The following is a 26,160-nucleotide window of genomic DNA, read 5'->3' as shown; positions in this document are numbered from 1 at the left end:
ACCCTCTATCCGCCCGAGTAATTTGGAAACCAAACTCCCGGGCGTCGCCGGCGGGCGGCGAACCGAAACCCGCTTTGGGACGGCGTCCGTAGCCTCCCCCATGCCAACCGAACTCCACGTGACCGGCATGACCTGCGGCGGCTGCGAGGAGAGCGTCGAGACGGCGCTCTCGGACGTGGCGGGCGTCGAGGACGTGCGCGCCGACGAGGGGACCGACACCGTGACCGTCGAGGGCGACGCGGACCCGCTCGACCTCATCGCCGCGGTCCCGGAGCCGTACGAGGCCGACGCGGCCTGAACGGGCGTCTCACACCGCCTCGTCCGTTTCCCGAGTCCCCCGTACTCCAGTTTCCGTTCCCGAGCGACCGCTACCGGCCGAGCGTGTAGAACTCCCCGTTCGGGCGCCAGTCGGCGAACGTCGCCATCCGGTTGCTGAGGTTGAAGAAGGCGGCGATCGCGCCGACGTCCCACACCTCCTCCTCGCTGAAACCCGCCTCCACGAGCATGTCGAGGTCGGCCTCCGTCACGGCGTCCGGCTCCTCGGTCAGCTTCACCGCCACCTCCAGCATCGCCATCCGACGGTCGCTCACGTCCGCGGTCCGGTGGTTCGAGACGAGCTGGTCGGCCAGTTGCGGATCCTTCGCGTAGATGCGCACGAGCGCGCCGTGGGCGACGTTGCAGTAGAGGCAGTGGTTCCGCCCGGAGACGGCGACGATGATCATCTCCACCTCCTCGCGGTCGAGGGCGGTGTCGTCGACGAGCGCGTCGTGGTAGTCGACGAACGCGCGGAAGTGGCTCGGCTTGTACGCCAGCGCGGCGAAGACGTTCGGCGTGAAGCCGGCCCGCTCCGTCTCCTCGGCGATGCGCTCCCGGAGGTCCTCGGGGACGTCCTCGTAGTCGGGGACCGGGAACCGTCGCTGGGCGTCGTCGTTCAGGGCGGGCTCGACGTCGGCCTGGTCGCTCATGGGCGGTGGGTTCGGCGAGCCGTGGCTTAAAGCGTCGGCTCCGGACCGTCGGCCCGGACGGCGCCGGCGGGGAGAAACGTCGGCCTACTCGCTCCTTCGGGGAGGAAACGGGACCGTACCGCCCGAACCCGGACGCACGGCGAGCTCCGCCGAGAGTACTTGTCGGCTGCCGGCCAAGTGGACGTATGCCTCCGAATCAGTCCGCGTCGTTCCGACGGGTCGGCCGCCTGCTGGCCGCCCTCTCGGTCGTGGCCGGCGCCGTCGCGGGGGTCGTCCTCCTGCTCCCCGACCCGCTCGCCGACGTCTTCTACGCCTGGTGGGTGCTCGTCGGCGCCCTCCTCCTCCCGCTCGCGGGCGCCGTCGGCGCGTGGACGGGCCGAACCGCGCTCGTCCCGCTGGCCGCCCTCCTCGAGGCGACGCTCGCCGTCGTCGGGACGACGTCCATCGGCTTCCTGCTCGCGCCGGCCGCGCTGCTCCTGCTGGGGTCCGCGCTGTGCTCGCGGGCCGCCGGGCCCCGGCGGGCGGACGTGGAGGCGATCACGGCCGACCCGCCGACGGCCGCCGAGGTCGGACGCCGGGCGCTCGCCGGCGTCGCGTCGGCCGGCATGGGGGCCGCGCTGGTGTACCTCGGCGCGATCCGGCGGGAACTGTTCGGCGCCTGCGCGACCGAGACGCTGGCCTGCGCGCTCGACCGGGCGCACCCGGACGCCATCGCGCTGACCGTCCTCGGCCTGCTCGCGGTCGGGGGCGGCGGGTGGCTGGTCCGGCGTGTGGTCCACGTCTCGCGCGCGCTCGGGTTCGAGTACGGGAGTCGGTGAGCGCCACGCGTTCGCTGCGGGTCGGCGCCCACCCCGGTCAGACCGCTCCGAGCGCGAGTCCCATCGACAGCCCAAGCGAGGCCGTCCCGAGCGCGAACAGGCCCCCGTTCCAGACCGGGTCCCGCGACGGCGTCACGCCCAGCGACCACCGACGGGACGCCGGCCAGAGGAACGGCACCCCCATCGGGGTGATGACGTCGGCCGCGAGGTGACCGAGTATCGACCCGAACCCGAGCAGGAAGCCGAAGGCGAAGGCGGACACCGCGGGGGGGACGGCGACGCCGAGCGCCGGCAGGCCCCGGGCCGCGAGCGCCCCACAGCAGGCGCCCGCGGCCAGCGCGAAGGCGAGCGAGTGGGTGACCCCGCGGTGGGAGAGCCCCGGCACCGACAGGTCGAGGTCGGGCACGACCGCGAGCGCCAGCGCCGCCGCGCCCGTCAGGACGGCGAGGCCCGGATAGCCCGCGGTCACCAGCCAGTGGGCGACCGGCGCGAACAGCGCCATCGCCACGCCGAGGTGGCCCGTTCGATACACGGCACGGGATTGGGCGCTATCGGGGATAAACCTGAACAGACGGGACGGACGGGAAGGGTTATCCCGTCCCCCGGGTTCCGGGCGGCATGGACGTCGGCACGACGGTGAACTCGCTCCCCCCGTGGCAGGCCGCGGTCGCCGTGCTCGCCGCCTCCCTCGGCGCGGCCGTCCTCGCGGAGGTCGGCGCCGTCGCGCTCGCCCGCCGGGCGGTCGCCCGGACGGAGACGGAACTGGACGAAGGGGTCCTCGAGGCGGTGCGCGTCCCGTTCGTGCTCACCTTCGCGCTCGTCGGCGTGTACGCGCTCACGCGACTCCCCGCGGTCGTCGCGGCGGTGCCCGTGGCGCCGGCGACGCTGGAGTCGTTCTTCGGCCGGCCGGCGCTCACCGTCGTCGTCCTCCTGTGGGCGTGGGCGCTCAACGACGCGGTGAACCGGACGGTCGACCACCTCCAGGGGTCGGGCGCGCGCTACGACTTCGCGCCCGTCGTCTCGAACGTCTGGACGCTCGCGGTGCTCGTCGGCGCGCTGGCGCTCGTCCTCTCGATCTGGCGGATCGACGTGTCGCCGCTGCTTGCCGGCGCGGGCATCGCCGGCATCGCGGTCGGCTTCGCCGCGAAGGACACGGTGGCCAACTTCTTCGGCGGCATCGCGCTCTACTTCGACGACACCTACCGCGTCGGCGACTACGTGGAACTCGACTCGGGCGACGCGGGCACCGTCGTCAAGGTCGGCGTCCGGTCGACCACGCTCCGGACCCGCGACGAGGTGCTGGTCACGGTGCCAAACTCCGTGCTCAACGCGTCGCGGGTCATCAACCAGTCCGCGCCGGGCCGTCGACGCCGGATACGGGTGCCGATCGGCGTCGCCTACGGGACCGACCTCGACGAGTTCGAGGCGCTGGTGATCGGCGTCGCCGAGGCCGAGTCGCTCGTGCTCGACTCGCCGCGTCCGCGGATGCGCTTCCGCTCGTTCGGCGACTCGGCGCTGGAGTACGAACTGCTCTGCTGGGTCGCGTCGCCGACCCGGAACGCGAAGGCGACCCACCGGCTGAACCGCGGCATCCACGACGGGCTCCGGGAGGCGGGCATCGAGATCCCGTTCCCCCGGCGGGACGTCACCGTCAGAGACGGCGCGGGCGCGACGGCGGGCGGCACTCCGCTCGGGGCGGCAGGCACCGTGCCGGCCGACGCCGACCCGAAGCGGTAAACCGTTCGCGCGCGACGCCCGGGCCATGGGACTGGGTCCGGTCGACGCGCTCGTGGAGACGTTCGGGCCGTTCATCCTGCCCGTGCTGGTGTTCACGGTTGGGCTGATCGGCTACCTCGGCCTGCTCCTCCTGAACCGCCTCCTCGGCCGGCGACCCTCGCTCCGCTGACCGCCGCGACCGCGCTACGTTCTCCCGCGGGCCGTGCTCGGGTCACCGTGGCGCTCACCCGCCTCGTCGGCCCCGCGCCGTCAGTTCCAGGGGGCCGAGTCGGGGTCCACGAACCGGCGTTCCTCGAGCCCCGCGATCCGGTCGAGGTCCTCGGCGTCGAGCGTGAGATTGAGCGCCCCGTAGTTGGCCCGCACGTGCTCGCCCGTCCCCTTCGGGATCGGGACGAGCGCGTCCTGCTGGAACGCCCACGCGAGACAGACCGCCGCGGTCGGGGAGCTGTGCTTTCCCGCGATCTCCGAGAGGGTCGGATCGTCCAGCAGTTCCCCCTGTCCGAGCGGCGAGTAGCAGACGAGCGGGTAGCCGTGCTCGCGGGCGTCCGCCCGGAGTTCCTCCTGTCGGAGCCGGGGGTGACACTCGACCTGGTGGGCCGCGACTGGCGCGTCGAGTCGCTCCCGGGCCTCCGCGAGCAGGTCCGGCGTGAAGTTCGAGAGGCAGACGTGCTCGCAGACCCCCTCGTCGCGGAGTTCGTCCATCGCGCGCAGCGTCCCCTCCGGGTCGTACGCCGACGTCGGCCAGTGGACGTACAGCATGTCGACCGAGTCGACGCCGAGGCGGTCGAGCGACTCCCGTGCCGTGCGCTTCGCGTCGTCGTAGGCGAGGTCGTCGGGGTGGACCTTCGTCGCGAGCGTCACCTCCTCCCGCGGGACGTCGGCGCGGGCGAGTCCCTCCCCCACGGCGGCCTCGTTGCCGTACATCCGGGCGGTGTCGACGTGGCGGTAGCCCGTCTCGAGGGCCTCGGCCACGGCCGCGGTGCACTCCTCGGAGTCGTCCATGCCGGAGGTGCCGAGCCCGATCGACGGGAGGGTGAGCGTCATGGTCGCTCTGTGCCCGGAACTGGCAAAAGGGTGCGGGAGCCGGAAGTCCGGCGGCCGATTCCGGCGCCGACCGCGAGCGACCGGCTCCGCCGGGGATCCGGAACGGGACTGGCCCGCCGGGGCCCGAAACGGGACTCGGCTCGCCGGGGACCCGGAACGGAACTCGACTCGCCGTCGGCGGTTCACGAACGACTATCACCCCCCGCCGAGAGACGGCCCTCGATGGCAACCCGATCGCGTTCGCGGCCCGCCGCGGTCGTCGGCGCTGCCGCGGCCGTCGGCACGGTCCTCGCCATCCTCGCGGCGGCGCTCGTCGCGCCGTGGTTCTCCTGGCGGGCGGACGCGCTCTCGGACCTCGGCGTCGCCCCGGGGACGGCGCCCCCCTTCAACGGGGGCCTCCTCCTCGGGGGCGCGTTCGCGCTCCCGTACGCGTGGGCGCTGTGGCGGGCCGGGGAGGGGGCGGGGCGCATCCCGGCGGCGACGTTCGCGCTCTCGGTGGTCGCGATGGCGGGCGTCGGGGCGTTTCCGGCCGGCGGCCCGCTTCACTTCCCCGCCGCGCTCGCGTTCTACCTGCTCGCGACGGCGACGATGGCGGTCGACGGCCTCGGCCGGCTGACGACGACCGGGGGGCGGGCGGCGCTGGTCGCCGCCGGACTCCACCTCCTCGTCTGGGCCGCGTGGATCGCCCGAATCCGACCGGGCCCCGGGCTGGCGCTCCCGGAACTGGCCGGGGCGCTGCTGTTCGTCGCCTGGGTGGTCGCGGGTTCGCCCGTCGCGCCGCTCGGGCCCGCGGGGGTCAGGCGAGTCGCTCGCTGAACCGGGCGACCGACTCGTCGGTGCCGGCGACGACGAGCGTGTCCCCCTTTCGGACGACCGTGTCCGGCCCGACGTCGCCGATCACGGCGCCGTCGCGTTCGATGGCGACGACCGTACATCCGGTCCGGGCGCGCACGTCGGCCCCGCCGAGCGACCGGCCGCGGAGGTGGGGGGCGCTCATCCGGACGAGTTCGATCTGGGACTCCGGGCGGAGCACGTCCTCCTCGAGCAGGTACGACGCCAGCATCCGTCCGGAGACGGTCGAGAGCGCGAGCACGTAGCCGGCGCCGGCGCGGTACAGCTTCGGGACGCTCTCGGGGTCGTTCGCCCGGGCGATGATCTCCACCTCCGGAGCGACCTGTTTCACCGCGAGCGCGGTGAACACGGTCGTCGTGTCCGACCCGAGCGCGATGAGCACCGACCGGGCCTCGTCGATCCCGGCCTCCTCCAGGGTGGCCCGGTCGGTCACGTCGCCGACCACGTCGACGCCGTGCTTGTCCTCCCGGTCGACCACGACCACCTCCTCGGTCGCGGCGAGTTCGGTGGCGGCCGCCCGCCCGACGACGCCGTAGCCGGCGACGATCACCGGGCCGCGCCGGTGCCTCCGCGTCTCCGAGAGGGTGAGCCGTTTCAGCGCCTCGAGCTGTTCCTCGCTGCCGGCGGCGAGGACGACGGTGTGCTCGTCGAGCACGCGGTCGGGGTCCGGCGGCGACTCGAACTCGCCGCTCACCCAGGCGCCGATGATGTTCGCGCCGGTCCGCTCGCCGACGCCCGCGTCGGCGACGGTCCGCCCGGCGAGCGGGCTGTCGCGGTGGACCAGCAGTTCGGCCACCTCGAAGTGCTCGCCGAGTTCGACCGCCTCGCCCAGTTCGTCGGACACCGTCTGGGTCGCCTTCGCGCCGAGGCTCTGCCCGAGCGCCCGCCGGGGCGAGACGACCTCGTCCGCGCCGGCGTACCGGTGGTAGTCGGCGACGTCCTCGTCCTCGACGAGGCTCACCACGCGGAGCGTCTCGGACACCTCGCGGGCCGAGAGCACGACGCTCGCGTTCGTCTCGTCGTCGGCGTCCGCGACCAGCGCGGTCGCCCGCTCGGCGTTGGCGGCCCGGAGGGTGTCGACGTCCTCCGGGTCGCCGTGGACGACCGGCTCGCCGCCCTCGTGGAGGTCGATCGCCTCGTCCTCGTCCCCGACGACGAACACGTACGGCACGTCGAACGCGACGAGTTCGTTCCGGAGCACGCGCCCCCGGGAGGTGTGTGCACAGACGACGACGTGGCCGGAGAGGTCCTCGACGGCCGTGGGTGGCGTGGTCGAGAGCATCTCCTCGAACAGGGGGAACACGAACACCGGGAGCGCCGTGAAGATGAGCAGGACGCCGGTGACGTCCATCACGATCACGAGGAGGTTCATCGCGTCCGACTCCCACGGCGAGTCGGAGCCGAACCCGGTCGTGGTGAACGTCTCCACCACGATCTGGAGCGAGTGCAGGAACGTCTGCTGCTCGCCCTCGAAGACACGCATGGCCTCGTGGTAGGCGATCGCGTACGCGAGGATGATCGCCGCGATGGCCGCGAGGTAGACTGCCGTCCGGCGGCGCCACGTGTTCATTGACGATTCGTCCGCGGGTGGGTTGTTAACTGTCCGGGCCGTCGTCGGACGCGTACGTGTCGCTGCCGTTCGTCGCCTTGGTCGGCGGCTCGCCGGTCGCCCCGGTGGGGTCGGAGGGGGGCGAATCGCTCGCTGACCCCCGGTCACGACCCAAACGATTAACCCACATAGTTTCCACCCTCGCGTATGGCGGTGTCATACGAGGACGCGGTTGCGGAGTTCGAGTGGGACGTCCCGGACGACTACAACCTGCCGGCGGTCGTCGAGGGCCACGCGGCGGCCCACGGCGACCGGGTCGCGGTGACGTTCCTCGACGACGGGGGGACGCGCGCGGAGCGAACGTACGCCGACCTGGCCCGCGACACGAACCGGTTCGCGAACGCGCTCGCCGAACTGGGCGTCGGCGAGGGCGACCGCGTGATGCATCTCGTCCCCCGGCACCCGGACGCCTTCGCCATCCAGCTGGGCGCGCTGAAGCGTGGCGCGCTGCTGGTCCCCTGCTCGGCGATGCTGAAGCCGAAGGACCTCGCGTTCCGCGCGAACGACTGCGAGGCGACGACGATGGTTGCCCACGCGGACCTGGCCGACATGGTCGAGCCGGTGGTCGAGGACACCCCCCTCTCGACGCTGATCGCGCTCGACGGCGACGTCGACGGCTGGGAGTCGTTCGGGGACCTGCTCGACGGCCAGCCGGACGAACACGACGGCCCCGCCATCGGCGCGCAAGAGCCGATGAGCATCAACTACACCTCCGGGACGACCGGCCAGCCCAAGCCCGTGCTCCACCGGCACCGCTGGATGCGCGCGTTCGAACTGGTGAACGGCCCGTACTGGTGGGGGATCACCGCCGAGGGGACGACGGCGCCGGGCGACGACACCTCGGCGGCGAGCGGTGCCGCCTCGGGCGACGACGGGAGCGACCCGGTCGACCTCGACGAGGAACTGCTGTGGGCGACCACGGGGACCGGCTGGGCGAAGTGGTTCTGGTCGCCCGTCGGCGTCGGCCTGACGACCGGAGCCTCACAGCTCCTGTACGAGGGCGAGTTCGACGCCGACGAGTTCCTCTCCGTGATGGAGGCGGAGGGGGTCACCCGCCTGTGTGCGGTGCCGACCCAGTACCGGATGTTCACCCAGACGGACCTCTCGGCGTACGACCTCGACCTGACGGAGGCGCTCTCGGCGGGCGAGCCGCTGAACCGCGAGCCGATCGAGGCGCTCCAGGACGCCTACGGGATCACGCCCCGGGACGGCTACGGGCAGACCGAGACGGTCGCGCTCGTGTCGAACTACCCCGGCATCGACGTGAAGGAGGGCTCGATGGGCAAGCCGACGCCCGGGCTGGGCACGACCGTCATCGACACCCAGGAGGAGGAGGAGGTCGGGACGGACGAGATCGGCGAGATCGCCGTCCCGGTGGGCAACCCGGGCATCTTCGACGGCTACTTCGAGAAGCCAAACCTGGACGAGAGGACGTTCTCGGGCGACTACTACCGGACGGGCGACCTCGCGAGCCTCGACGAGGACGGCTACTTCTTCTTCGAGGGCCGCGCGGACGACATCATCCTCTCGGCGGGCTACCGCATCGGCCCGTTCGAGGTGGAGGACGCGCTGGTGAGCCACGAGGCGGTCGCGGAGGCCGCCGCCGTGGCCTCCCCGCACGACGAGCGCGGGAACGTCGTGAAGGCGTACGTCGTCCTCGCGGACGGGTACTCGGGCTCGGAGGATCTCACCGGCGAGCTCCAGGAGTACATGAAGGAGGAGACGGCGCCGTACAAGTACCCGCGGCGGGTCGAGTTCGTGGACGAGTTGCCCAAGACCTCGTCGGGCAAGACCCGGCGCATCGAACTCCGCGAGCGCGAGGTCGAGAAGTTCGGGGAGTAGGCCGCCCGAGGTAACCCAACCGCGCGTCCGGGGGCCGGACCCGCGATAAAACTTTGGCCGTCCCGGACCGATTCCGACCGATGCGCGACGGTGACGGCCCCCGCCCGGGCGCGCTCGCGCTGGCGCTGCTGCTCGCGAGCGTCCTCGCCGGCGGGACCTGGCTGCTCGTCGACGGGTCGCCCGCCGCCCCCGCCGCCCCGTCGCTGGGCGGGGACTCGGCTGCGGGCGACGGCGGCGCCACGGCCGTCGACTCGTGTACGGTGATCGCCGACCCCGGCAGGTACGTGCTGACCGCGGACCTCGTCGACGGCGAGGCGTCCACCTGCATCCGGATCCGGTCGGACGACGTCGTCCTCGTCGGGGGCGGCCACCGGGTCGACGGGGTCGGGACGTTCGGCACCGCCGGCGTCGTCGTCCGGGCGGACGGGGGCGGGACCCTCTCGAACGTGACCGTCCGGAACGTGACCGTCACCGGCTGGGACGACGGGATCAGGTACGTCGGCGTCGCGAACGGGTCGGTCGCCGGCACCGTCACGGCGGACAACCGGGTGGGGCTCTCGCTCCTGAACGCGCGCGAGGTCCGGGTCGCCGACAACGTCGCCCGCGACAACCGACTCAGGGGCATCTCGCTGCTGGAATCGAGCGCGAACAACACGCTCGCGAACAACACGGCGACCGGCAACGGGCTGTTCGGCGTCCACCTCGTCGAGGGGGGCGCCCGGAACAACACGCTCTCGAACACCACCGCGACGGGCAACGAGTTCGGCGTCGTCCTGATCGGCGCCCACGAGAACGTGGTGACCGGAACCGACGCGACCGGGAACCGGATGGCCGGCGTCTGGCTCTCGGCCGCCGACGGGAACCGGGTCGTCGACAACGCGGTGTCGAACCGGTTCTACGGGATCTTCCTCGCGGACCTGTCGAGCGGGAACGTCGTCTCGGGCAACGTCGCCGACGGGAACGCGGTCGGGGTCAGACTCCGCTCCAGCGACGAAAACCGGGTCACGGACAACGTGATCCGATCGAGCAGCGACACCGCCGTGCTCCTTATCTCGAGCGACGACAACGTGGTCGCGGGCAACGTCGGCTCGGACAACGCCCGCGGCGTGTCCGTCGTCCGGTCCTCGGGGAACCGGGTCGCGAACAACTCGCTCACGGGCTGAGGCGGGTGTGGGGTTCGCGTCGGCCTCCCCGGGTCGCGACGACTGGACGACGAACCGGCCGGCGCGTGCGACGCGAGCGCCCCTGTGGCGCGAGCACACGCGCGCGAGGGACGAGCACCCGGAGCCGAGGGAGCGAGCGTAGTGAGCGACCGAGGCGAGGAGCGCAGGAGGCTGGTCACGCGAGCGAGCCTGCGAGCGAGGGTGAGTTCCGAGGAGCGTGCTCCGAGGTAAGGGAGGACGAGGGGCGGTCCGGGTGGGACTGAAAGGGGCCGCGGTTCTCGGCGAAGGCGGACGAAGCTAGCACCGCAAGGAGCGAACGGAGTGAGCGACTAAGGAGCGCAGCGAGGCCCCGAGTCGAGAACCGCTGGGGCTTTCGGGAGCTACGGCACGACCAACGGACTAGCCCCGAAACCGAGAGCCGCGGGAACGTTCGAGACCACCACGGCAGCCGCGACGCTCATCGATCGAGAACTGCCGAACGAAAACCCGCGGAACCGTCGAACGAGAAACCCCGACGGCTAGGGAACGAGCGCCGCCGCGGCCGCCTCGGCCGTCTCGATGACCGGGCCGAAGCCGGGCAGCAGCAGCAGCGTCGCGACCGCGGCGAACACGACCGCGGCGTACAGCGCCGTCGGCGTCTCGCCGAGGTCGAACTCCGTCGTCGCCTCGTCGAACCAGAGCGCCTTCACGACGCGGCTGTAGTAGAACAGCGACAGCGCGCTGTTGATCGCGCCGACGGCCGCGAGCCACCAGTAGCCCGCGCCCACGGCCGCCGCGAACAGGAAGTACTTCGAGAAGAAGCCGCCGAACGGCGGCAGCCCCGCGAGCGAGAACATGAACACGGACATGGCCACGCTGGCCATCGGCGCGCGGGCGCCGAGTCCCGCGTAGTCCTCGAACGTCCGGCCGATCTCCCAGTGTTCGGCGAGCGCGACGAACAGGAACGCGCCGGTGTTCATGAAGCCGTACACCAGCAGGTGGGCCATCGACGCGCCGAGCACCGAACCGCCGGCGGCCTGGGTCCACGCGGCGAGGCCGATGAGCGCGTAGCCCGCGTGGCCGATGGAGGAGTACGCCAGCATGCGCTTGACGTTCTCCTGGGTCGCGGCCGCGAAGTTGCCGAGCGTCATCGTGGCGACCGCGAGCACCTGGAACAGCAGCACCCAGTCGACCGAGGCGCTCACGTCGGCGAGCGGGAAGCCGACGACGAACACGCGGAACGCCAGCGCGAAGCCGGCGGCCTTCGAGGCCGACGAGAGGAACGCGCTGACGGGCGCGGGCGCGCCCTCGTACGCCTCCGGCGCCCAGAAGTGGAACGGGACGGAGGCGGTCTTGAACGCGACCCCGCCGGCGATCATCAGGATGCCGATGCCCGCGACGCCCGCGAGCCCGTCGCCCGCCTCGGCCAGGCCGGACGCGACCTCGGGGAGCAGGAGGCTCCCGGTCGCCGCGTAGACGAGCGAGATCCCGAAGACGAACACCGCCGAGGAGAGCGCGCCGACGAGGAAGTACTTCAGCCCCGCCTCGACGCTCCCGCGGTTCGACTTGAGGAACGCGACGAGCGTGTACGACGGCAGCGAGGCCAGTTCGAGCGCGATGAACGCGACCGCGAGCGAGTTCGCCGAGGCCATCAGCGCCATGCCGGTCGCGGCGAACAGCGTGAGGCTGTAGAACTCCGCGCGGTGCGGGTTCTCGGCGAGGTAGTCGAAGCTCGCGACGACGACCAGCGCCGTCACGGAGGCGAACACGGCCGCGAAGAACAGTGACATGCCGTCGACGACGACCGCGTCGGCGTACAGCGCGACGCTGTCGTCCGGACCGCTCAGGACCGCACCCGCACCCGTCAGCAGGGCGCCCGCCGCCGCGAGGGAGGCGAGCGCGCCGCCCGCCGAGAGCACCGCGAGCAGCGTCGCCTTCGTGTCGTTCGGGTAGACGGTGTTGACGAGCAGCACCAGCAGGCCCGTGACCGCGAGCGCCAGCGCCGGCGAGAGCGCGACCAGACCCTCCATCACGGACATCTACGCACCACCTCCGAGCATCGGGACGACGGCGTCGGTGATCATGTCGAAGAACGTCTCGGGGGCGACCCCGAGCGCGATGGTGAACAGCAGGAGCGCCGCGAGCGGCGCCGTGTCGTGGAACTGCGCGCGCGTCACCTCGTAGTCGGTCTCGAGGCTGAACTCGCCGAACAGGGTGCGCTGCATCGCCCAGAGCAGGTAGCCCGCGACGATGACGATGCCGAACATCGCCGTCGCGGTGAACAGCGGCGCCGCCGGGAGGACCGTCGACGTGAACGAGCCCTGGAAGATGAAGAACTCCGCGGCGAAGCCGGCCATGAGCGGGAGACCCATGTAGCCGAACGCGCCGGCGACGAAGATGCCCGCGGTGACGGGCATCCGGTCCGCCATGCCGGCCATGTCGCCGAGCATGCGCGTGTGGGTGACGTTGTAGATGACGCCGACCGCCATGAACATCAGCCCGGAGATGAGCCCGTGGGCGACCATCTGGAAGGTGGCGCCGCCGACGCCGAGTTCGGTGTAGGCGACGAGTCCCAGGATGACGTAGCCCATCGAGGAGACCGACGAGTAGGCGACGATGCGCTTGAGGTCCTGCTGGGCCAGCGCGAGCATCGCGCCGTAGATGACCGACACGACCGCGAGGATCGCGATGGGCACCGCGAACTGGGCGGCGACGTCGGGCATCATGGTGAAGTTGAACCGCAGCAGGGCGTAGGTCCCCATCTTCAGGAGGACGCCAGCCAGCATCACCGAGGCCGGCGTGGGCGCCTCGACGTGGGCGTCCGGCAGCCACGTGTGGAACGGGGCGACCGGGACCTTCACGGCGAAGCCGAAGAACATCGCGGCGAACGCGACCGCCGCGAGCGTCCCGGGCGTCAGGCCGAGGAAGCCGCCGAGTTCGCCGGCCCGCAGCGCGCCGGCGATCGCCGGCAGCCCGAAGCTGTCGACGGGCAGGTTGAACACGAGCGCCATGAAGCCGATGAACATCGCCAGCGAGGCGACGTTCGTGTAGACGAAGAACTTGATCGCCGCGTACTTGCGGCGCGGGCCGCCCCAGACCCCGATGAGGAAGTACATCGGGACGAGCACGGCCTCCCAGAACACGAACCAGACGAAGAAGTCGAGCGCGGTGAACACGCCGATGAGGTTCGCCTCCATGAACAGCATGAGCCCGTAGAACTGGCTCTGTCGCACGTCGATGGGCGTCCACGCCGACAGGATCGCCAGCGAGGTGAGCACCGTCGAGAGCACGACCAGCGGGAGGCTGATGCCGTCGAGGCCGACGAACCACTGGAGCGTGTAGCCGCCCACGGTGAGCCAGTCGATCTGGGTCGCGAACGCGAGGCTCCCGCCGTCGAGGAGGGCGTTTCCGGTCCCGTCGAACGCGTACCACGCGTAGAGGCTCCCGACGACCGGAAGCAGGCTGAGCACGAACGCGACCCGTTCCGCGTGCTCGTCCGGCGTGAGGAAGGTTGCCAGTGCGGCGACGAACGTCACTCCGATGAGCGTCTCGAGTATCACAGTAACCAGCCTCCGTAGACCCCGAAGGCGATGAGAAGCACCGTCAGGCCGAGCGTGAGCAGCGCCGCGTAGTTACTCACGACGCCGGTCTGGACGCGGCGGATCCGCGAACTCGAGAACAGGCTCACGGAGGAGACGGCGTTGACCGTGCCGTCGATCACGCCCTGGTCGAACGCGTCCGCGGCGCGGGACAGCGGCGCGACGATCCGCGTCGCGATGAACACCTGGTACTCGTCCTGGTAGTAGTTGTTGTACAGCACGTCCTGCAGGGAGCCGAGCCTCGCGGTGTGCTCCTCGGGCTCCGGAACCGCGTACAGCGAGTACGCGAGCCCCGCGCCGAGCAGCGCCAGCGCGAGCGAGAGGCCGGCGCCGGCAAGCACCGTGGCGAGTTCGCTCCCCGCCAGCGTGCCCGTGGAGTAGCCGGCGAACTGGCCGGTCACGTCCCCGTAGTGGTGGGCGGTCAGCCCCTCGAAGCCCCCGTCGAGCCACGAGTGCAGGAAGTCGATGTGTGCGCCCGTGAGCGTCTGGACCGGCACCATGTTGACGAAGCCGGCGGTGGCCGCGAGCACGCCGAGCACGACGAGGGGCGCCTTCACGTTCCAGCCGACCGGTTCGGGCGAGGCGGCCTGGTCGGTCCGTGCGTCGCCGTGGAAGGTGAGCGCCACCATCCGGAACGTGTAGAACGCCGTGACGGGCACTGCGAGCAGCCCCATCGCGTAGCCGAGCAACAGCAGCGGCGTCCCGCCGAGGCCGTGCGCGAGCGCCTCGTAGAGCACCTCGTCCTTCGACCAGAACCCCGCGAACGGGAAGATGCCCGCGAGCGCGAGCGACCCGGCGAGGAACGTGTAGTAGGTGACGGGCATCTTCCCCTTCAGCCCGCCCATGTCCCACATGTTCTCGTTGTGGTGCATCGCGATGATGACCGACCCGGCGCCGAGGAACAGCAGCGCCTTGAAGAACGCGTGGGTCATGAGGTGGAACGTCGCCGCGACGTAGCCGCCCGCGCCCAGCGCGAGCATCATGTAGCCGTACTGTGAGATGGTGGAGTACGCGAGCACCTGCTTCAGTTCGCGCTTCACGAGCCCCATCGTGCCCGCGAACAGCGCGGTGAACCCGCCGACCAGCGCGATGACGCCGAGCGCGGTCGGGGAGACGGCGTAGAAGCCGTACATCCGGGCGACGAGGTAGACCCCCGCCGCGACCATCGTCGCCGCGTGGATGAGCGCCGAGACCGGAGTCGGGCCCTCCATCGCGTCGGGGAGCCAGGTGTGGAGCGGGAACTGCGCGGACTTGCCGACGACCCCGCCGAGGATCAGCAGGCCGACGACCGTGAACCACGCCTCGGGGGCGAGCCCGAGGTACGTGGTCACCGAGGCGTTCCCGTCGAGCGCAGCGGCCGCGAGCGCGGGGAACGACCCCTCGCCCGCGAACTGCGCCGTGCCGAAGGTGGCGAAGACGGCCACCACGCCGACGAGGAAGAAGTAGTCCCCGAAGCGGGTGACGAGGAACGCCTTCTTCGCGGCCGACGGCGGGCCGGGCTCCCGGAAGTGGAAGCCGATGAGCAGGAACGAGCAGAGCCCGACGAGCTCGAAGAACATGAACGCCATGAGCAGGTTGTCGGCGACGACGAACCCGAGCATGGAGGCGGTGAACAGGCCGAGTCCGGCGTAGTAGCGCGGGAGGCCCGTCTCGCCCTCGTCGTTCATGTAGCCGAGCGAGAACACGTGGACCAGCAGCGCGATCAGCGAGACGATGACGAGCATCAGCGCCGAGAGCGGGTCGAGCAGCAGCCCGAACGTGAGTTCGAGGTCGCCCGCGGCGGCCCACGTGTAGATCGTCTCGTCGTGAACGTTCCCGCCCGCGACGGTCAGTGCCACCCAGATCGAGAGCAGCAGCGAACCGGCGGTCGCCGCGATCCCCCCGAGCGCGCCGCCCTTGGGGAGGACCCCCTTCCCCTCGCCGTGGAGCGAGCCCCCGAGCGAGAGCAGGAACGACAGGAACGGGAGCAGGACGATCGCCGGCGCGTAGTCGAATGCACCCGCCATCTTACCACCTCATCGTCGTCGCGTCGGTGACGTCGACGCCCGCGAAGTTCCGGTACAGCACCAGGATGATACCGAGCCCGACCGCGACCTCCGCCGCGGCGAGCGCCATCGTGAACAGCACGAACGTCTGGCCCGTGACGTTCCCCCAGAACTGGGAGAACGCGACGAGGTTGATGTTCGCGGCGTTGAGCATGAGTTCCACTGACATGAGGAACAGCAGCGCGTTCCGGCGAGTGAGCAGGCCGAACACGCCGATACAGAACACGGCGGCCGCGAGCACCAGGTAGTACTGCGGGGGGACCATCAGTCGTTCCCCCCCTTCCCGGCCCGGTCGGAGCCGCCGTCGGTGAACGCCTTCCCGAGGACGCCCTCCTCGCCGCTCTTGGCGAGGAAGATGGCGCCGTCGATGGCGATGTCCAGCGCGATCGCGATGACGAGGAACGCCACGAGGAACCCCTCGGCCGGGACGGGACCCCCGCTGATGTTGAACATCGCGTAGCCGATGCTGGCGGTGATGGAGGCCCCTTCGGGGAAGCCAGCCGCCTCCTCGAGCGGGAACGACGCCTGGAGGAAGGTGACCGCCATCACGACGAACAGCGCGACGGCGGCCAGCCCGGGAACGAGGTGCGAGCCGAGCTTCAGTTCGGGTTTCGACCCGCGCACCCCATCCTGGCTCACGAGCGAGTCACCTCCGCGTCGGTCTCGGGTTCGGTAACGTCGGTCCGCACGAGCATCACGGCGAACGTGATGAGGACGAGCACCCCGCCGACGTAGACGAGGATCTGCATGGCGGCCAGGAACTCCGCCTGCAGCATCACGTAGTGCACCGCGACGCTCAGCAGGGCGGCCCCCAGCAGGAGTGCGGAGTGCCACACGTCCTCCACGAGGACGACGCCCAGGCTGGCCCCCACCGTGACGAGGGCGAACAGCGCGAACGCGATAGTCTCTACAACCATTACGCGGTACTCCCGTCGGAGGGCGTTTGAAGGTTTCGAGAACGATTCGCGCGTATGCGTGTGCGTTGGGGTGATTTTCGCGTGTCGTGTGGGTGGGATTCGGCCGGCGTCGATCGGACCGGTGAGCGGTCAGTATCCGTGAATTTCGGTCGTGCGTACCGGTTCGGCGTCCGTCGGGCGGTCGTAACGGCTCCCGTCTCGTTGCTCAAGAACGAACTGGGTCGACCTCCCGCGAACGTGCCGAACCGGTCCCGAACGAGCGGACCGCCGCTGCTTGCCGACTGGAGTCCACCCGCCTCCCCAGCCGATTCGCTCGCTCGTGTCTCCGGAGTGGTTTTCGCTCGAGTCGGCTGGTGTAGGGGGCAGACCACGACTGCTTGCCCACTGGAGTCCACCAGTTACCTCGGAGCACGCTCCTCGGAACTCACCCTCGCTCGCAGGCTCGCTCGCGTGAGCCTCCCCAGCCGATTCCCTCGTGCTCGGCGCGCCACGAGGGCGCGCCGGCTCGCTCATCCCTGGCGCGCGAATGCTCGCGCCACGAGGGCGCTCGCGTCACGCGCCCCGACCGCCAGCAGGCGCTCTACCGTACCCCTGCTGCCGACGCCACCGCCGGCTGACTGGCCGGGCGGGCGTCACGCTGGACTACCCACGACGAGTACGAGCGACAGTCGAGTCCGCGTCGCTCGGCCGAACGTCGGGGGCGTGACTTTCGCGGTCGCTACGGCAGTTGCGACGGTCGACCGAACGAAACCGGCCGAATCACGGGACCCGAAATCGAAGGACGAAACGACGGAGCGTCCGAACTACTGGTAGTCCAGTTCGCCCTCGCCCTCGCCGATCCACGCGCCGCGGTCGGGTTCACGGGAGGCGAGCGGGTCGATCCCCTTGTACCAGGGGACGTTCTTCAGCTGTTCCTTGTTGTAGACGAACTCGTCCTTCGTGTCCGCGGTGAACTCGAAGTTCTGGGTGAGCAGGATCGCGTCCACCGGGCACACCTCCTCGCACAGCCGGCAGTAGATGCACTGCCCGATGTGGAGGTTGTACTGTTCGCCGTTCCGCTGTTCGTCCATCACGATCTGGATCGTGTCGTTCGGACAGACGTTCTCGCACTGGCGGCACCAGATGCACCGCTCCTGGGAGAACTTGTGCACCCCGCGGAACCGGGGGCTCACTTCGGGCGCGACGTCCGGGTACTCCACCGTGAACGTCGTGCCGTCCAGCGCGTGCTTCATCGTCGTCGCCATTCCTTTGAGGATTCCGATCATGGTTACGCGAGCACCCCCACGAGGATCGCCGTGAGGACGAGGTTAGCGAACGCCAGCACCAGCATTCCCTTCCAGCCGATCTCGATGAACTGGTCCACGCGGAGCCGCGGGATCGCCGAGCGCGCCCACTGGGTGAACAGGAAGAACGCCCAGATCTTCGCGGTGAACCAGACGATGCCGGGGATCACGTTCAGCGCCGCGATCGGCGCGGAACCGCCGCCGAGGAACAGCGTCGCCGCCAGCGCGCCCCCGAGGAAGATGTGGATGAACTCCCCGAGGTAGATGAGCACGAAGTACACCGAGCTGTACTCCGTCTGGAAGCCGGCGACGATCTCGGTCGGCGCCTCGGGCACGTCGAACGGGTTCCGTCCGACCTCCGCGAGGTTGGCCGCCGTGAACAGCGCGAACGCGAACGGGTTGACGAACGCGAACCACGTCGGGATCGTCAGCCCGCCCAGCGCCACGAACGGCTCGGTCTGCTGGGCGACGATCTGGCTCGTCTGGAGCGTCCCGGTGAAAAGCACCACCGACAGCGCCGTGACGATGAGCGGGATCTCGTAGGCGATGTTCGAGGCCACCGCGCGGAGCCCCCCCAGCAGCGAGTACTTGTTGTTCGACGCGTAGCCCATCATCACCAGCCCGAGCGAGGCGATCGAGGACGCGGCGAACGCGAACGCGAGCCCGGTCTCCGGGTCCGCGAGCTGGATGCCGCTCCCCATCGGGATGACCGCGAAGCCGAGCAGCGCGGAGAAGGGGATGAGCAGCGGCCCGATGTCGAACGCCGGTCGATCGGCGCCCTCCGGGATGATGAGCTCCTTCGAGAGCAGGCGGACCGCGTCGGCCACGATGACGAACAGCCCGAACGGCCCGATGCGGTTCACCGCGATGCGGTCGGTGAACGCCGCCGTGATCTTCCGTTTCGCCCACGGGCCGGCGACGGCCGTGTTGATGAGCAGGAAGTTGGCGACGAGGAACGCCCCGATCAGCGCGCCGACGACGTCGGCCGCCAGCCCGCCGAACGGGAGCAGGTCCGCGATGGTCTCGGGCAGCATCTGCTGGAGCGTGACGGCCGCGGCCATCAGCGATCCACCTCCGTCCGGAAAGCCCTCGCGGCCGCTCCGCGGCCGCTCGCCCTTTTCATGTCCACCAGGGTCCGGCTGCCGCTACGGAGAGCCATCACCGGTCCACCTCCCCGAGCACGATGTCCAGGCTACCGAGCGCGGCCACCAGGTCGGGCACGTACTCGCCCTGGGCCATCTCGGGCAGCGTCTGGAGGTTCGAGAAGCACGGCGACCGGATCTTGAACCGGGCCGGCTTGTCGGTGCCGTCCGCGCGGATGTAGATGCCGAGTTCGCCCTTCGCGCCCTCGACCGCGCGGTACACCTCCGTGTCGTCCTCCGGCTTCAGCGTCCGGGGGACGTTCGCCTGGATGGTCCGCTCGTCCTCGGGCCAGTCCTCCAGCAGGTCGACGCACTGCTCGATGATCTTCGCGGACTCCTCGACCTCGCGGAGGCGGACGAGGAGGCGCGCGTAGTTGTCACAGCCGTCCTCGGTGACGACGTTCCAGTCGAGTTCGTCGTAGTAGCCGTACGGATCGTCCCGTCGCAGGTCGTAGTCGACGCCCGACCCGCGGGCGACCGGCCCCGTCGCGCCGTAGTCCTTGGCGACCTCCGGGGGGAGCACGCCCGTGTCGACGGTCCGCATCTGGAGGATCTCGTTCGAGGAGATGAGGTCGTGGTACTCCTGGAGCGCCTCCGGGAGCGCGTCGAGGAAGTCACGGACATTCTCGAAGAACTCCTCGCGGGGTTCGGGCAGGTCCCAGACGACCCCCCCGAGCCGGAAGTAGTTGAACATGAGCCGCTGGCCCGTCAGGTCCTCCAGCAGGTTCTGGGCCTTCTCGCGGTCCCGGATGGCGTACATGAAGATGGCCGTGAAGTCGCCGTAGATGTCGAGCGCGAACGTGCCGACCGCGAGCATGTGGGCCGCAATGCGGCACAGTTCCGCGCCCATCGTCCGGACGACCTGCGCGTACTCGGGCACCTCGATGTCCGCGAGGTCCTCGGCCGCGCGGGCGTACGCGAACTCGTTCAGCAGGCCCGCCGAGATGTAGTCCCAGCGGTCCGGGTACGGCATGATCTGGTGGCGGTAGGTGCCGTTCTGGGCCATCTGCTCCTCACAGCGGTGGAGGTAGCCGATGTCGGACTCCACGTCGGCGACCTGCTCGCCGTCGAGCGTGGTCTCCAGGTGGAGCACGCCGTGGGTCGCCGGATGGTGGGGCCCGATGTTGAGGAACATCGTGTCCGCGTCCTGGTCGTTCTCCGCGCGGTTGTCCGCCTCGAGCGGGTTGGCGTGCTCGCGGAGCGGGACGACCTGCGGGCGGTCCTGGTCGTAGTCGAGCGAGAGGGGGTGGCCCTGCCACGTCTCCGGCAGGAGGATGCGGCGCAGGTCGGGGTGGTCGTCGTACTCGACGCCGACGAGGTCGTACGCCTCCCGCTCGTGCCAGTCCGCGGTCCGGAACACCGGTTCGCCCGACTGGCTCACGGGGTGCTCGCGGTCCGTGGGGACGACGACGCTGACCTCCTGGGTCGGGTCGTCGTACTTCTTCAGGTGGTAGATGGACTCGTAGCGGTCCTCGTACTCCTGGGCGGTGACACACGAGAGGTGGTCGAAGCCGGCCTCCTCCTTCAGCGCCGAGAGCACGTCCTGGACCGCGTCCGGCCGGACGACGTAGCCCGGCGCGTTCAGGTGCTCCTCGCGGGCGAGCACGTGCTCGCCGAGCAGGTCGGCGAGGTCGTCGGCGGACTGTTCCTCGATCGCCGCCGGTGCTGGTTCTTCCAGACTCATGGTCAGGGTGAATCGGCCCAGTTGTACCGCATCACGAGGTCGTCCTCGTCGATCTCGGCGGCGAGCTGGTCGACGATCTCGTCGCGCTCGAGGTCGCCGAACTGCTCCAGTTCGTACGGCTTCACCGTCACCGGCGAGGACTCGCCGTTGGCGATGCGCTCCTGGAGCTTCACGACGCCGTACACCAGCGCCTCGGGGCGGGGGGGACAGCCCGGGACGTGGATGTCGACCGGGATGACCTCCTCGGCGCCCTTGACCACGTTGTACCCCTCCTGGAACGGGCCGCCGGAGATGGTACACGAGCCCATGCCGACGACGAACTTCGGCTCGGGCATCTGGTCGTAGACGCGCTTCATCCGCGGGGCGAACTTCGAGACGATGGTCCCCGGGACGATGATGACGTCCGCCTGCCGGGGCGAGGCGCGCGGGACGCCCGACCCGAAGCGGTCGAGGTCGTGTTTGACCCCGTAGGTGTGCATCATCTCGATGCTGCAGCAGGCGATGCCGAACTGCAGCATGAACATCGAGGAGCCCCGCACCCAGTTCATGAACTTGTCGAACTTGGTGAGGATGAACGGGGAGGAGCCGAACGCCTCCCGGAGCTTCGAGTTGAAGCGGTCGTCCTGCCCGGCGATCCGGGCGTCGCGCGTCTCGGTCAGTACCTGCGAGTCGTCCGTGATGAACGGCCTGTTGTCGCTACTCATGATCTACGCTCCGTCTTCCGTCGGGACGCACGCGGGCTCTTCGCCCAGTTGACGGCGCCCTGTCTCCACGCCCAGGCGAGTCCGACGACCAGCACCGCGATGAAGACGAGCATCGGGAGCAGCACGTCCACGAGCGGGACGCCCCCCTCCAGCGCGGGGCCGTAGATGACCGCCCACGGGAACACGAGGACGGTCTCCAGGTCGAAGACGACGAACAGCAGGGCAACCATGTAGTACTGGATGTTGAACTGGATGCCGATCGCCGACTCGGTGGGGATCTCGCCGGACTCGTAGGTGGCGCTCTTCCCCTGTTCTGGCACACTCGGGCGGAGGATCGCCGACGCGGCCATCATCCCGAGGGGGATGCCCACGCCCATCACCGCCATTGCGCCGATGGCTATCCATGGATTCATTCCGGGTTCTCCTATCGTCCGTGGCTTGGAAACGCCCGTACATAAGCGTTCATTTACGAGCGTCCGCCGCGCGGGCCCCGGCGAGCCGAACGTGGCAGTTCGATACGGGGTAGCGGCGAGTAGGTACGGGGGTGGTGGCGGGTCGGTACCGGAACGGTGACGGGTCGGCACCGGAACGGTGACGGGTCGGCGCGAGGACGGCGACGGATCGGCGCTGGGCCGGACCGGAGGCTACTCCCGCGACTCGCGGAACCCGTCCACGCCGCGGTCGTGGAGGTCCCGCGAGACCGCCGCCACGTCGGCCCGCAGGTCCTCGTGGTACGAGACCAGCGCCTCCCGCAGTTCCCCGTGCTCCCGTGCGAGGATCTGCCCGGCCGAGAGCCCGGCGTTGAACGACTTGCCCGCGTCGACGGCGACGATTGGGGCGCCGGTCGGCATCCCGATGACCGAGTCGACGGACTTCTCCTGGACGGGCACGCCGACGACGGGGACCGGATACGCGATGCTCGCGGTCATGTTCGGCAGGTCCGCGGACTTCCCGCCGGCGCCCGCGATTATCACGTCCAGCCCGCGATCAGCCGCCGTCCCGCCGTAGGCGTACATGAGTTCGGGCGTCCGGTGTGCGGAGACGACGTAGCTCTCGTAGGTGAACCGAGCCTCCGGCGGGTCGTGGAAGTCCGTCTGCTCGGCGAATCCGAGCTCCGAGAGCGCGTCGAACGCGCCCGCCATCGTGTCCAGATCCGAGTCCGAGCCCATGATGACCCCGACGTCGGGGGTCGTCACCGGGTCGGCGTCGCTCTCCGCCTCCGATTCGAGCCCGTCGACGAGGTCCTGAACGGTGGTCATCGTGGGTCGTGGTCGTCGGTCGTGAACGTTAGTTCGTCCCGGAGGCCGCGTGCCTCCGCGAGCAGGTCGTTCTCGTCGGCGTCCGCGCGCGTGAGGGTCACGTGCCCCATCTTGCGGAGCGGACGGACTTCCCGTTTTCCGTACCAGTGGAAGTGTGCGTTCGGCGTGGATAGCGCGCCGCCGACGCCTCGGAGTCGTGCGGGTTCGGGGTCGGACACGTCGCCGAGGACGTTCGCGGTCACGGTCGGCGCGCGGGCCTCGGCCGGGGCGAGCGGCCACCCGAGCACGGCGCGGACGTGCTGTTCGAACTGCGACGCCGTCGCGCCCTCGATGGTCCAGTGGCCGGAGTTGTGCGGCCGCGGGGCGACCTCGTTGAGCAGCACCTCCCCCTCGCTCGTCTCGAACAGTTCGATGCCGAAGACGCCGCGACCGTCGAGGGTGTCCAGCGCGTCGAGCGCGACCTCGCGGGCGCGTTTCGCGACCGCGTCCGAGGTCCGCGCCGGGACGACAGTCTCCCGCATGATCTCCGCCTCGTGGACCGTCTCGGTGAGCGGGAACGCCCGGACCTCGTCGTCGCCGCGGACGCCGATCACGGCGACCTCGCGCTCGAAGTCGACCAGTTCCTCCGCGAGCGCTCCGCCGTCTCCAGCGCCGACTTCCGCAAGCGCCGCCCCGTAGTCGTCGCCCGCCTCGACGGGTCGGTTCCCGCGGCCGTCGTAGCCGCCGGTCCGGGCCTTGAGCATGGCGGCCGAACCGGGAAGCGCTTCGACGGCGTCCGCGAGGTCGTCGGCGCCGTCCACCCGGACGAACTCCGGGACCGGGACGCCGGCGTCCGCGAACGCCCCGTTCTGGACCAGTTTGTCCCGGATCGTCCGCAGCGCGTCGGGGGAGGGGTGGACCGGGACGTCGTACTCGGCGCTCGCGGATTCGAGCACGTCCGGGTCCGCGAGTTCGATCTCCAGGGTCAGTGCGTCCGCCCGCTCCGCGAGCGCCCGCACCGCGTCGGGGTCGTCGAACGCTCCCTCGACCTGTTCGGCGACGCGGGCGGCCGGGCAGTCGGGCGTCGGGTCGAGCACGACCACGTCGACGCCCAGCGGGGAGGCCGCCTCGGCCAGCATCCGGCCGAGCTGCCCGCCGCCGACGACGCCGAGCGTCGGGCCGGGACACGTCGGTGTCACGGGCGTCGGTTCGACACCTCCGCGAATAAACCTTGCCACATCACGACGGATATACGCACGTTCGCGGATAGAATTCGGGATCGCGTGCCGGCCGGCGGGGCTTCGACCCGGGCCCTCCGACCTACGCGCCCTCGGTCCCGGGCTCGCCCGTCTCGGCCGCCCGGGCCTCCGCGAGCGCCTCCTCGTCGAAGAGGAAGGTGACGTCCTCGCCCCAGAGCTTGAACGGGTACGTCCGGGCCTCGTAGCCGTCGTACCGCTCCATCAGCCCCTCCCGGTCGTCCGACATCGCGACGATGACCGGCGGCGGGTCGTCCGGGAGCCCGTCGTAGCGGGCGTCGGGGTGCGTGGACGTGGTTTCGGCCTCGGAGAGTTCGAGGTACCACGGGAGCGGGAGCCTGTCGTGCCAGCCGGGGCCGCCGGGGGGCATCCGCTCGACGCTCGACTCGTCGTTCAGGTAGAACTCGGTGGAGTCGCCGACGTACGTGCCGACGAACATGACGTCGGTCCCGTCGTTGTGCTCGGCGACGAGGCGGGCGTCGTCGAGCGCCGGCCTGATCTCGTTGCCCGGCTGTGCCCACTGGAGCACCTGCTCGTCCTCCCGGTCGGTCGAGTTCCAGTAGTCCACGTTGGCGGCCGCCACGCCGCCGACCGCCGCGAACACCAGCAGGCCCGCGAGCGCGAGGCTCGCGACGTCCTCGGCGGCGAGCGACTCCTCGAACGAGTCGGCGACGGTCGCGATTCCCACGGCGGCGGGGATGGCGAGCGGCAGCACGACGTGGACCGCCGCCCACGGCGCCTGGATGTCCGTCGCGACCGGGTAGCCGACGAGCGAGGCGGCCGCCCAGTAGACGGCGAACGCGACGAGCGACCGGTTCCGCCCGCCGTAGCCGTCCGCGAGGAACCCGAGGGCCGCGAGCACGAGGACGACCCCGGAGCCGTAGACGAGCGTCTCCGCGAGGTCGAGGAGGTACGGGGCGTAGGAGTGGCCCGAGTGGGACCCGGCCGCCCAGGTGCCGTAGAGGCGCTCCCCGGGGACGACGGTGGCGTTGTACAGCACGGGCTGGACCGGGTCGACGCCGCCGAGCGCGCCCCACAGCTCCGGGCGCGGCGCGTAGAAGAACGCGACGACGGCGAGGAACGTCCCGAGGATCGCCGCCGTGACGAGCGGCACCCAGACGAGGAGGTGGCCGAGCGCCCCGATTTCGGGGGCGAACGGGGCGCTCCGGCCGCCCCGCTCGGCGACCCGGCGCTCGATCGCCCGCCTCGTGCGCCGTCCGCCCGTCCACCGGCCGGCGAACCGGGCGAGCGAGACGCCCTCGCGGACGACCGCGTCGAGGAGCGAGCCGGACCGGGTCGAACCGCGGACGACTCGATGGTCGACCACGAGGGCGGCGGCGCCGGCGAAGCAGGCCACGTAGACGAGCGCGTTCTCCTTGGAGGCGAACCCGAGCGCCAGCAGCGCGGCGGCGGGCACCAGCGGGAGCGTCCGCTCGTGGTCGACGGCGTAGACGACGAGCGCGAACGCGCCGAACGCGAACGCGCCGACGAGCACGTCCGAGCGCATGAACCGCGAGTAGTAGACGAGCAGCGGGTCGAGCGCGAGCACGAGCGCGAGCGCGACCTGCTCGCGCGTCGAGAGCCGCCGGCGGAAGCAGAGCGCAGCGAGCGGGAGCAGGCCGCCGACGAGCGCGACGGGGAGCCGCGCGGTGAAGTCCGAGGCGCCGAGGACGTCGAACAGCGCGTTGTTCACGACGGGGAGGAACGGGCCGTGGATGATGGGCCGGTAGAAGAACTCCCCCGTCGCGTCGAACCGGAGGATCCAGTAGCCGACGCGGCCTTCGTCCCAGTGGAACACCCGGCCGCCGAGGTCAACGAGGCGGAGCAGCAGCGAGACGACGGTGACGACGACGACGCCCCGCGTGGCCGGGTCGCCGGGGAACCGGTCCCACGGACCGGTCGCGGTGTGGCGTCCGGCGTCGGCTGGCGGGTCGGTGGATTCCCTGGAGGGCGCGTCGCCGGCCGCCTCGCTCATTGCCTCCTCCCTCGCGCGCCCCCGGTAACAACTCTTGTGATTGCGGGTTTTCGGAGACTCCGAGGTGCTCGGGACGGTTCCTCCGGAAACGACGCTCGTGATGGGCTACGAAGAAGCGGACCGCTGCTGCTTGCACGACGGCGGCCGCGAACCTCCCCGGCCGATCCGCTCCCTCGTGTTTCCGGACCAGATTTCGCTCGGGTCGGCTGGCGTAGGGAGCGGACCGGGACTGCTTGCACTCTGGCGTCCACCAGTTACCTCGGAGCGAGCCCCTCGGAACGCACCCTCGCTCGCGTGAGCCTCCCCAG

Annotated in this window: 25 protein-coding genes; 7 read left to right on the top strand and 18 right to left on the bottom strand. The window is 70.7% G+C overall.

What is annotated here, in order from left to right:
• Positions 1 to 100: 100 nt before the first annotated feature.
• Positions 101 to 298: a heavy-metal-associated domain-containing protein gene (locus HUG12_RS07805; protein ID WP_179268220.1), complete on the top strand. Its 198-nt coding sequence runs from the start codon at positions 101 to 103 to the stop codon at positions 296 to 298.
• 70 nt (positions 299 to 368) lie between these two features.
• Here HUG12_RS07805 and HUG12_RS07800 read toward each other — a convergent pair whose 3' ends face one another.
• Positions 369 to 965 carry a peroxidase-related enzyme gene (locus tag HUG12_RS07800; RefSeq protein WP_179268219.1) on the bottom strand — a complete coding sequence of 199 codons (597 nt, stop codon included), beginning with the start codon at positions 963 to 965 and terminating at the stop codon, positions 369 to 371.
• Positions 966 to 1,150: 185 nt separating this feature from the next.
• Here HUG12_RS07800 and HUG12_RS07795 point away from each other — a divergent pair, with 185 nt between their 5' ends.
• On the top strand, positions 1,151 to 1,783 hold the full coding sequence (locus HUG12_RS07795; RefSeq protein WP_179268218.1) for a hypothetical protein: 633 nt from the start codon (positions 1,151 to 1,153) through the stop codon (positions 1,781 to 1,783).
• Between the two features lie 37 nt (positions 1,784 to 1,820).
• Here HUG12_RS07795 and HUG12_RS07790 read toward each other — a convergent pair whose 3' ends face one another.
• The gene (locus tag HUG12_RS07790) at positions 1,821 to 2,315 is read right to left on the bottom strand and encodes a metal-dependent hydrolase (protein ID WP_179268217.1); all 495 of its coding nucleotides are present in this window, start codon (positions 2,313 to 2,315) and stop codon (positions 1,821 to 1,823) included.
• Positions 2,316 to 2,401: 86 nt separating this feature from the next.
• On the opposite strand from HUG12_RS07790, the gene HUG12_RS07785 reads away from it, so the two are divergent.
• Together HUG12_RS07785 and HUG12_RS07780 are read left to right on the top strand one after the other, a co-directional pair.
• Entirely contained in the window at positions 2,402 to 3,520 is a 1,119-nt protein-coding gene (locus HUG12_RS07785; protein ID WP_179268216.1) for a mechanosensitive ion channel family protein, read from the top strand.
• Between the two features lie 25 nt (positions 3,521 to 3,545).
• A complete protein-coding gene (locus HUG12_RS07780; RefSeq protein ID WP_179268215.1) occupies positions 3,546 to 3,689 on the top strand; it encodes a hypothetical protein in 144 nt (47 codons plus the stop codon).
• An 80-nt stretch (positions 3,690 to 3,769) separates the two neighbouring features.
• Here HUG12_RS07780 and HUG12_RS07775 read toward each other — a convergent pair whose 3' ends face one another.
• The gene (locus tag HUG12_RS07775) at positions 3,770 to 4,564 is read right to left on the bottom strand and encodes an aldo/keto reductase (RefSeq protein ID WP_179268214.1); all 795 of its coding nucleotides are present in this window, start codon (positions 4,562 to 4,564) and stop codon (positions 3,770 to 3,772) included.
• A 222-nt stretch (positions 4,565 to 4,786) separates the two neighbouring features.
• On the opposite strand from HUG12_RS07775, the gene HUG12_RS07770 reads away from it, so the two are divergent.
• Positions 4,787 to 5,380, top strand: a complete 594-nt coding sequence (locus HUG12_RS07770; RefSeq protein WP_179268213.1) for a DUF998 domain-containing protein — start codon at positions 4,787 to 4,789, stop codon at positions 5,378 to 5,380.
• Here the strand turns inward: HUG12_RS07770 and HUG12_RS07765 are convergent.
• Positions 5,361 to 6,986: a potassium channel family protein gene (locus HUG12_RS07765; protein WP_179268212.1), complete on the bottom strand. Its 1,626-nt coding sequence runs from the start codon at positions 6,984 to 6,986 to the stop codon at positions 5,361 to 5,363. The two genes, HUG12_RS07770 and HUG12_RS07765, sit on opposite strands and share 20 nt — an antisense overlap.
• Before the next feature lie 186 nt (positions 6,987 to 7,172).
• On the opposite strand from HUG12_RS07765, the gene HUG12_RS07760 reads away from it, so the two are divergent.
• Positions 7,173 to 8,867: an acyl-CoA synthetase gene (locus tag HUG12_RS07760; protein ID WP_179268211.1), complete on the top strand. Its 1,695-nt coding sequence runs from the start codon at positions 7,173 to 7,175 to the stop codon at positions 8,865 to 8,867.
• Between the two features lie 80 nt (positions 8,868 to 8,947).
• Complete coding sequence (locus tag HUG12_RS07755) at positions 8,948 to 10,030, top strand: right-handed parallel beta-helix repeat-containing protein (protein WP_179268210.1); 1,083 nt, start codon at positions 8,948 to 8,950, stop codon at positions 10,028 to 10,030.
• Between the two features lie 518 nt (positions 10,031 to 10,548).
• On the opposite strand, the gene HUG12_RS07750 is transcribed toward HUG12_RS07755, so the two are convergent.
• The 14 genes from HUG12_RS07750 to HUG12_RS07685 all read right to left on the bottom strand — a co-directional run bounded on the left by HUG12_RS07750 (position 10,549) and on the right by HUG12_RS07685 (position 25,852).
• Complete coding sequence (locus HUG12_RS07750) at positions 10,549 to 12,048, bottom strand: NADH-quinone oxidoreductase subunit N (RefSeq protein WP_179268209.1); 1,500 nt, start codon at positions 12,046 to 12,048, stop codon at positions 10,549 to 10,551.
• The gene (locus tag HUG12_RS07745) at positions 12,049 to 13,569 is read right to left on the bottom strand and encodes a complex I subunit 4 family protein (RefSeq protein ID WP_179268208.1); all 1,521 of its coding nucleotides are present in this window, start codon (positions 13,567 to 13,569) and stop codon (positions 12,049 to 12,051) included. It abuts the gene before it with no gap.
• Positions 13,566 to 15,614 carry an NADH-quinone oxidoreductase subunit L gene (gene nuoL, locus HUG12_RS07740; protein WP_179268207.1) on the bottom strand — a complete coding sequence of 683 codons (2,049 nt, stop codon included), beginning with the start codon at positions 15,612 to 15,614 and terminating at the stop codon, positions 13,566 to 13,568. Before nuoL ends, HUG12_RS07745 begins: the two co-directional genes overlap by 4 nt.
• A gap of 1 nt (position 15,615) precedes the next feature.
• Positions 15,616 to 15,918, bottom strand: coding sequence for an NADH-quinone oxidoreductase subunit NuoK (gene nuoK / locus HUG12_RS07735; protein ID WP_179268206.1), 303 nt, complete (start codon positions 15,916 to 15,918; stop codon positions 15,616 to 15,618).
• Entirely contained in the window at positions 15,918 to 16,292 is a 375-nt protein-coding gene (locus tag HUG12_RS07730; protein WP_246308158.1) for a proton-conducting membrane transporter, read from the bottom strand. Before HUG12_RS07730 ends, nuoK begins: the two co-directional genes overlap by 1 nt.
• Positions 16,289 to 16,570: an NADH-quinone oxidoreductase subunit J gene (locus HUG12_RS07725; protein WP_179268205.1), complete on the bottom strand. Its 282-nt coding sequence runs from the start codon at positions 16,568 to 16,570 to the stop codon at positions 16,289 to 16,291. The genes HUG12_RS07730 and HUG12_RS07725 overlap by 4 nt, the downstream gene beginning before the upstream one ends.
• An 803-nt stretch (positions 16,571 to 17,373) precedes the next feature.
• Entirely contained in the window at positions 17,374 to 17,835 is a 462-nt protein-coding gene (locus tag HUG12_RS07720; RefSeq protein WP_179268204.1) for a NuoI/complex I 23 kDa subunit family protein, read from the bottom strand.
• A gap of 2 nt (positions 17,836 to 17,837) precedes the next feature.
• Complete coding sequence (locus HUG12_RS07715) at positions 17,838 to 18,914, bottom strand: complex I subunit 1/NuoH family protein (RefSeq protein WP_179268203.1); 1,077 nt, start codon at positions 18,912 to 18,914, stop codon at positions 17,838 to 17,840.
• A gap of 97 nt (positions 18,915 to 19,011) precedes the next feature.
• The gene (locus tag HUG12_RS07710) at positions 19,012 to 20,679 is read right to left on the bottom strand and encodes an NADH-quinone oxidoreductase subunit D (protein WP_179268202.1); all 1,668 of its coding nucleotides are present in this window, start codon (positions 20,677 to 20,679) and stop codon (positions 19,012 to 19,014) included.
• Between the two features lie 2 nt (positions 20,680 to 20,681).
• Complete coding sequence (locus HUG12_RS07705) at positions 20,682 to 21,383, bottom strand: NADH-quinone oxidoreductase subunit B (RefSeq protein WP_179268201.1); 702 nt, start codon at positions 21,381 to 21,383, stop codon at positions 20,682 to 20,684.
• Positions 21,380 to 21,796: an NADH-quinone oxidoreductase subunit A gene (locus tag HUG12_RS07700; RefSeq protein ID WP_179268200.1), complete on the bottom strand. Its 417-nt coding sequence runs from the start codon at positions 21,794 to 21,796 to the stop codon at positions 21,380 to 21,382. The genes HUG12_RS07705 and HUG12_RS07700 overlap by 4 nt, the downstream gene beginning before the upstream one ends.
• Positions 21,797 to 22,027: 231 nt before the next feature.
• On the bottom strand, positions 22,028 to 22,642 hold the full coding sequence (gene purE, locus HUG12_RS07695) for a 5-(carboxyamino)imidazole ribonucleotide mutase (RefSeq protein ID WP_179268199.1): 615 nt from the start codon (positions 22,640 to 22,642) through the stop codon (positions 22,028 to 22,030).
• The gene (locus tag HUG12_RS07690) at positions 22,639 to 23,820 is read right to left on the bottom strand and encodes a 5-(carboxyamino)imidazole ribonucleotide synthase (RefSeq protein ID WP_179268198.1); all 1,182 of its coding nucleotides are present in this window, start codon (positions 23,818 to 23,820) and stop codon (positions 22,639 to 22,641) included. The genes purE and HUG12_RS07690 overlap by 4 nt, the downstream gene beginning before the upstream one ends.
• 121 nt (positions 23,821 to 23,941) lie before the next feature.
• On the bottom strand, positions 23,942 to 25,852 hold the full coding sequence (locus tag HUG12_RS07685; protein ID WP_179268197.1) for a flippase activity-associated protein Agl23: 1,911 nt from the start codon (positions 25,850 to 25,852) through the stop codon (positions 23,942 to 23,944).
• Between the last annotated feature and the right edge of the window lie 308 nt (positions 25,853 to 26,160).

Source organism: Halorarum salinum, from assembly GCF_013402875.1.
Lineage (GTDB): Archaea > Halobacteriota > Halobacteria > Halobacteriales > Haloferacaceae > Halorarum > Halorarum salinum.
The sequence above is the reverse complement of the archived record's forward strand: the minus strand, read 5'-3'. Positions and strand labels throughout refer to the sequence as shown.

What these genes read in the sequence shown, in the direction of transcription:
- HUG12_RS07795 (WP_179268218.1), top strand. Translation starts at nt 1,151, where the DNA reads ATGCCTCCGAATCAGTCCGCGTCGTTCCGACGGGTCGGCCGCCTGCTG.
- HUG12_RS07780 (WP_179268215.1), top strand. Translation starts at nt 3,546, where the DNA reads ATGGGACTGGGTCCGGTCGACGCGCTCGTGGAGACGTTCGGGCCGTTC.
- HUG12_RS07765 (WP_179268212.1), bottom strand. Translation starts at nt 6,986, where the DNA reads ATGAACACGTGGCGCCGCCGGACGGCAGTCTACCTCGCGGCCATCGCG.
- nuoK (WP_179268206.1), bottom strand. Translation starts at nt 15,918, where the DNA reads ATGGTCCCCCCGCAGTACTACCTGGTGCTCGCGGCCGCCGTGTTCTGT.
- HUG12_RS07750 (WP_179268209.1), bottom strand. Translation starts at nt 12,048, where the DNA reads ATGTCCGTGATGGAGGGTCTGGTCGCGCTCTCGCCGGCGCTGGCGCTC.
- HUG12_RS07755 (WP_179268210.1), top strand. Translation starts at nt 8,948, where the DNA reads ATGCGCGACGGTGACGGCCCCCGCCCGGGCGCGCTCGCGCTGGCGCTG.
- HUG12_RS07800 (WP_179268219.1), bottom strand. Translation starts at nt 965, where the DNA reads ATGAGCGACCAGGCCGACGTCGAGCCCGCCCTGAACGACGACGCCCAG.
- HUG12_RS07700 (WP_179268200.1), bottom strand. Translation starts at nt 21,796, where the DNA reads ATGAATCCATGGATAGCCATCGGCGCAATGGCGGTGATGGGCGTGGGC.
- HUG12_RS07805 (WP_179268220.1), top strand. Translation starts at nt 101, where the DNA reads ATGCCAACCGAACTCCACGTGACCGGCATGACCTGCGGCGGCTGCGAG.
- HUG12_RS07705 (WP_179268201.1), bottom strand. Translation starts at nt 21,383, where the DNA reads ATGAGTAGCGACAACAGGCCGTTCATCACGGACGACTCGCAGGTACTG.
- HUG12_RS07715 (WP_179268203.1), bottom strand. Translation starts at nt 18,914, where the DNA reads ATGGCCGCGGCCGTCACGCTCCAGCAGATGCTGCCCGAGACCATCGCG.
- HUG12_RS07760 (WP_179268211.1), top strand. Translation starts at nt 7,173, where the DNA reads ATGGCGGTGTCATACGAGGACGCGGTTGCGGAGTTCGAGTGGGACGTC.
- HUG12_RS07770 (WP_179268213.1), top strand. Translation starts at nt 4,787, where the DNA reads ATGGCAACCCGATCGCGTTCGCGGCCCGCCGCGGTCGTCGGCGCTGCC.
- HUG12_RS07720 (WP_179268204.1), bottom strand. Translation starts at nt 17,835, where the DNA reads ATGATCGGAATCCTCAAAGGAATGGCGACGACGATGAAGCACGCGCTG.
- nuoL (WP_179268207.1), bottom strand. Translation starts at nt 15,614, where the DNA reads ATGGCGGGTGCATTCGACTACGCGCCGGCGATCGTCCTGCTCCCGTTC.
- HUG12_RS07725 (WP_179268205.1), bottom strand. Translation starts at nt 16,570, where the DNA reads ATGGTTGTAGAGACTATCGCGTTCGCGCTGTTCGCCCTCGTCACGGTG.
- HUG12_RS07685 (WP_179268197.1), bottom strand. Translation starts at nt 25,852, where the DNA reads ATGAGCGAGGCGGCCGGCGACGCGCCCTCCAGGGAATCCACCGACCCG.
- purE (WP_179268199.1), bottom strand. Translation starts at nt 22,642, where the DNA reads ATGACCACCGTTCAGGACCTCGTCGACGGGCTCGAATCGGAGGCGGAG.
- HUG12_RS07785 (WP_179268216.1), top strand. Translation starts at nt 2,402, where the DNA reads ATGGACGTCGGCACGACGGTGAACTCGCTCCCCCCGTGGCAGGCCGCG.
- HUG12_RS07775 (WP_179268214.1), bottom strand. Translation starts at nt 4,564, where the DNA reads ATGACGCTCACCCTCCCGTCGATCGGGCTCGGCACCTCCGGCATGGAC.
- HUG12_RS07710 (WP_179268202.1), bottom strand. Translation starts at nt 20,679, where the DNA reads ATGAGTCTGGAAGAACCAGCACCGGCGGCGATCGAGGAACAGTCCGCC.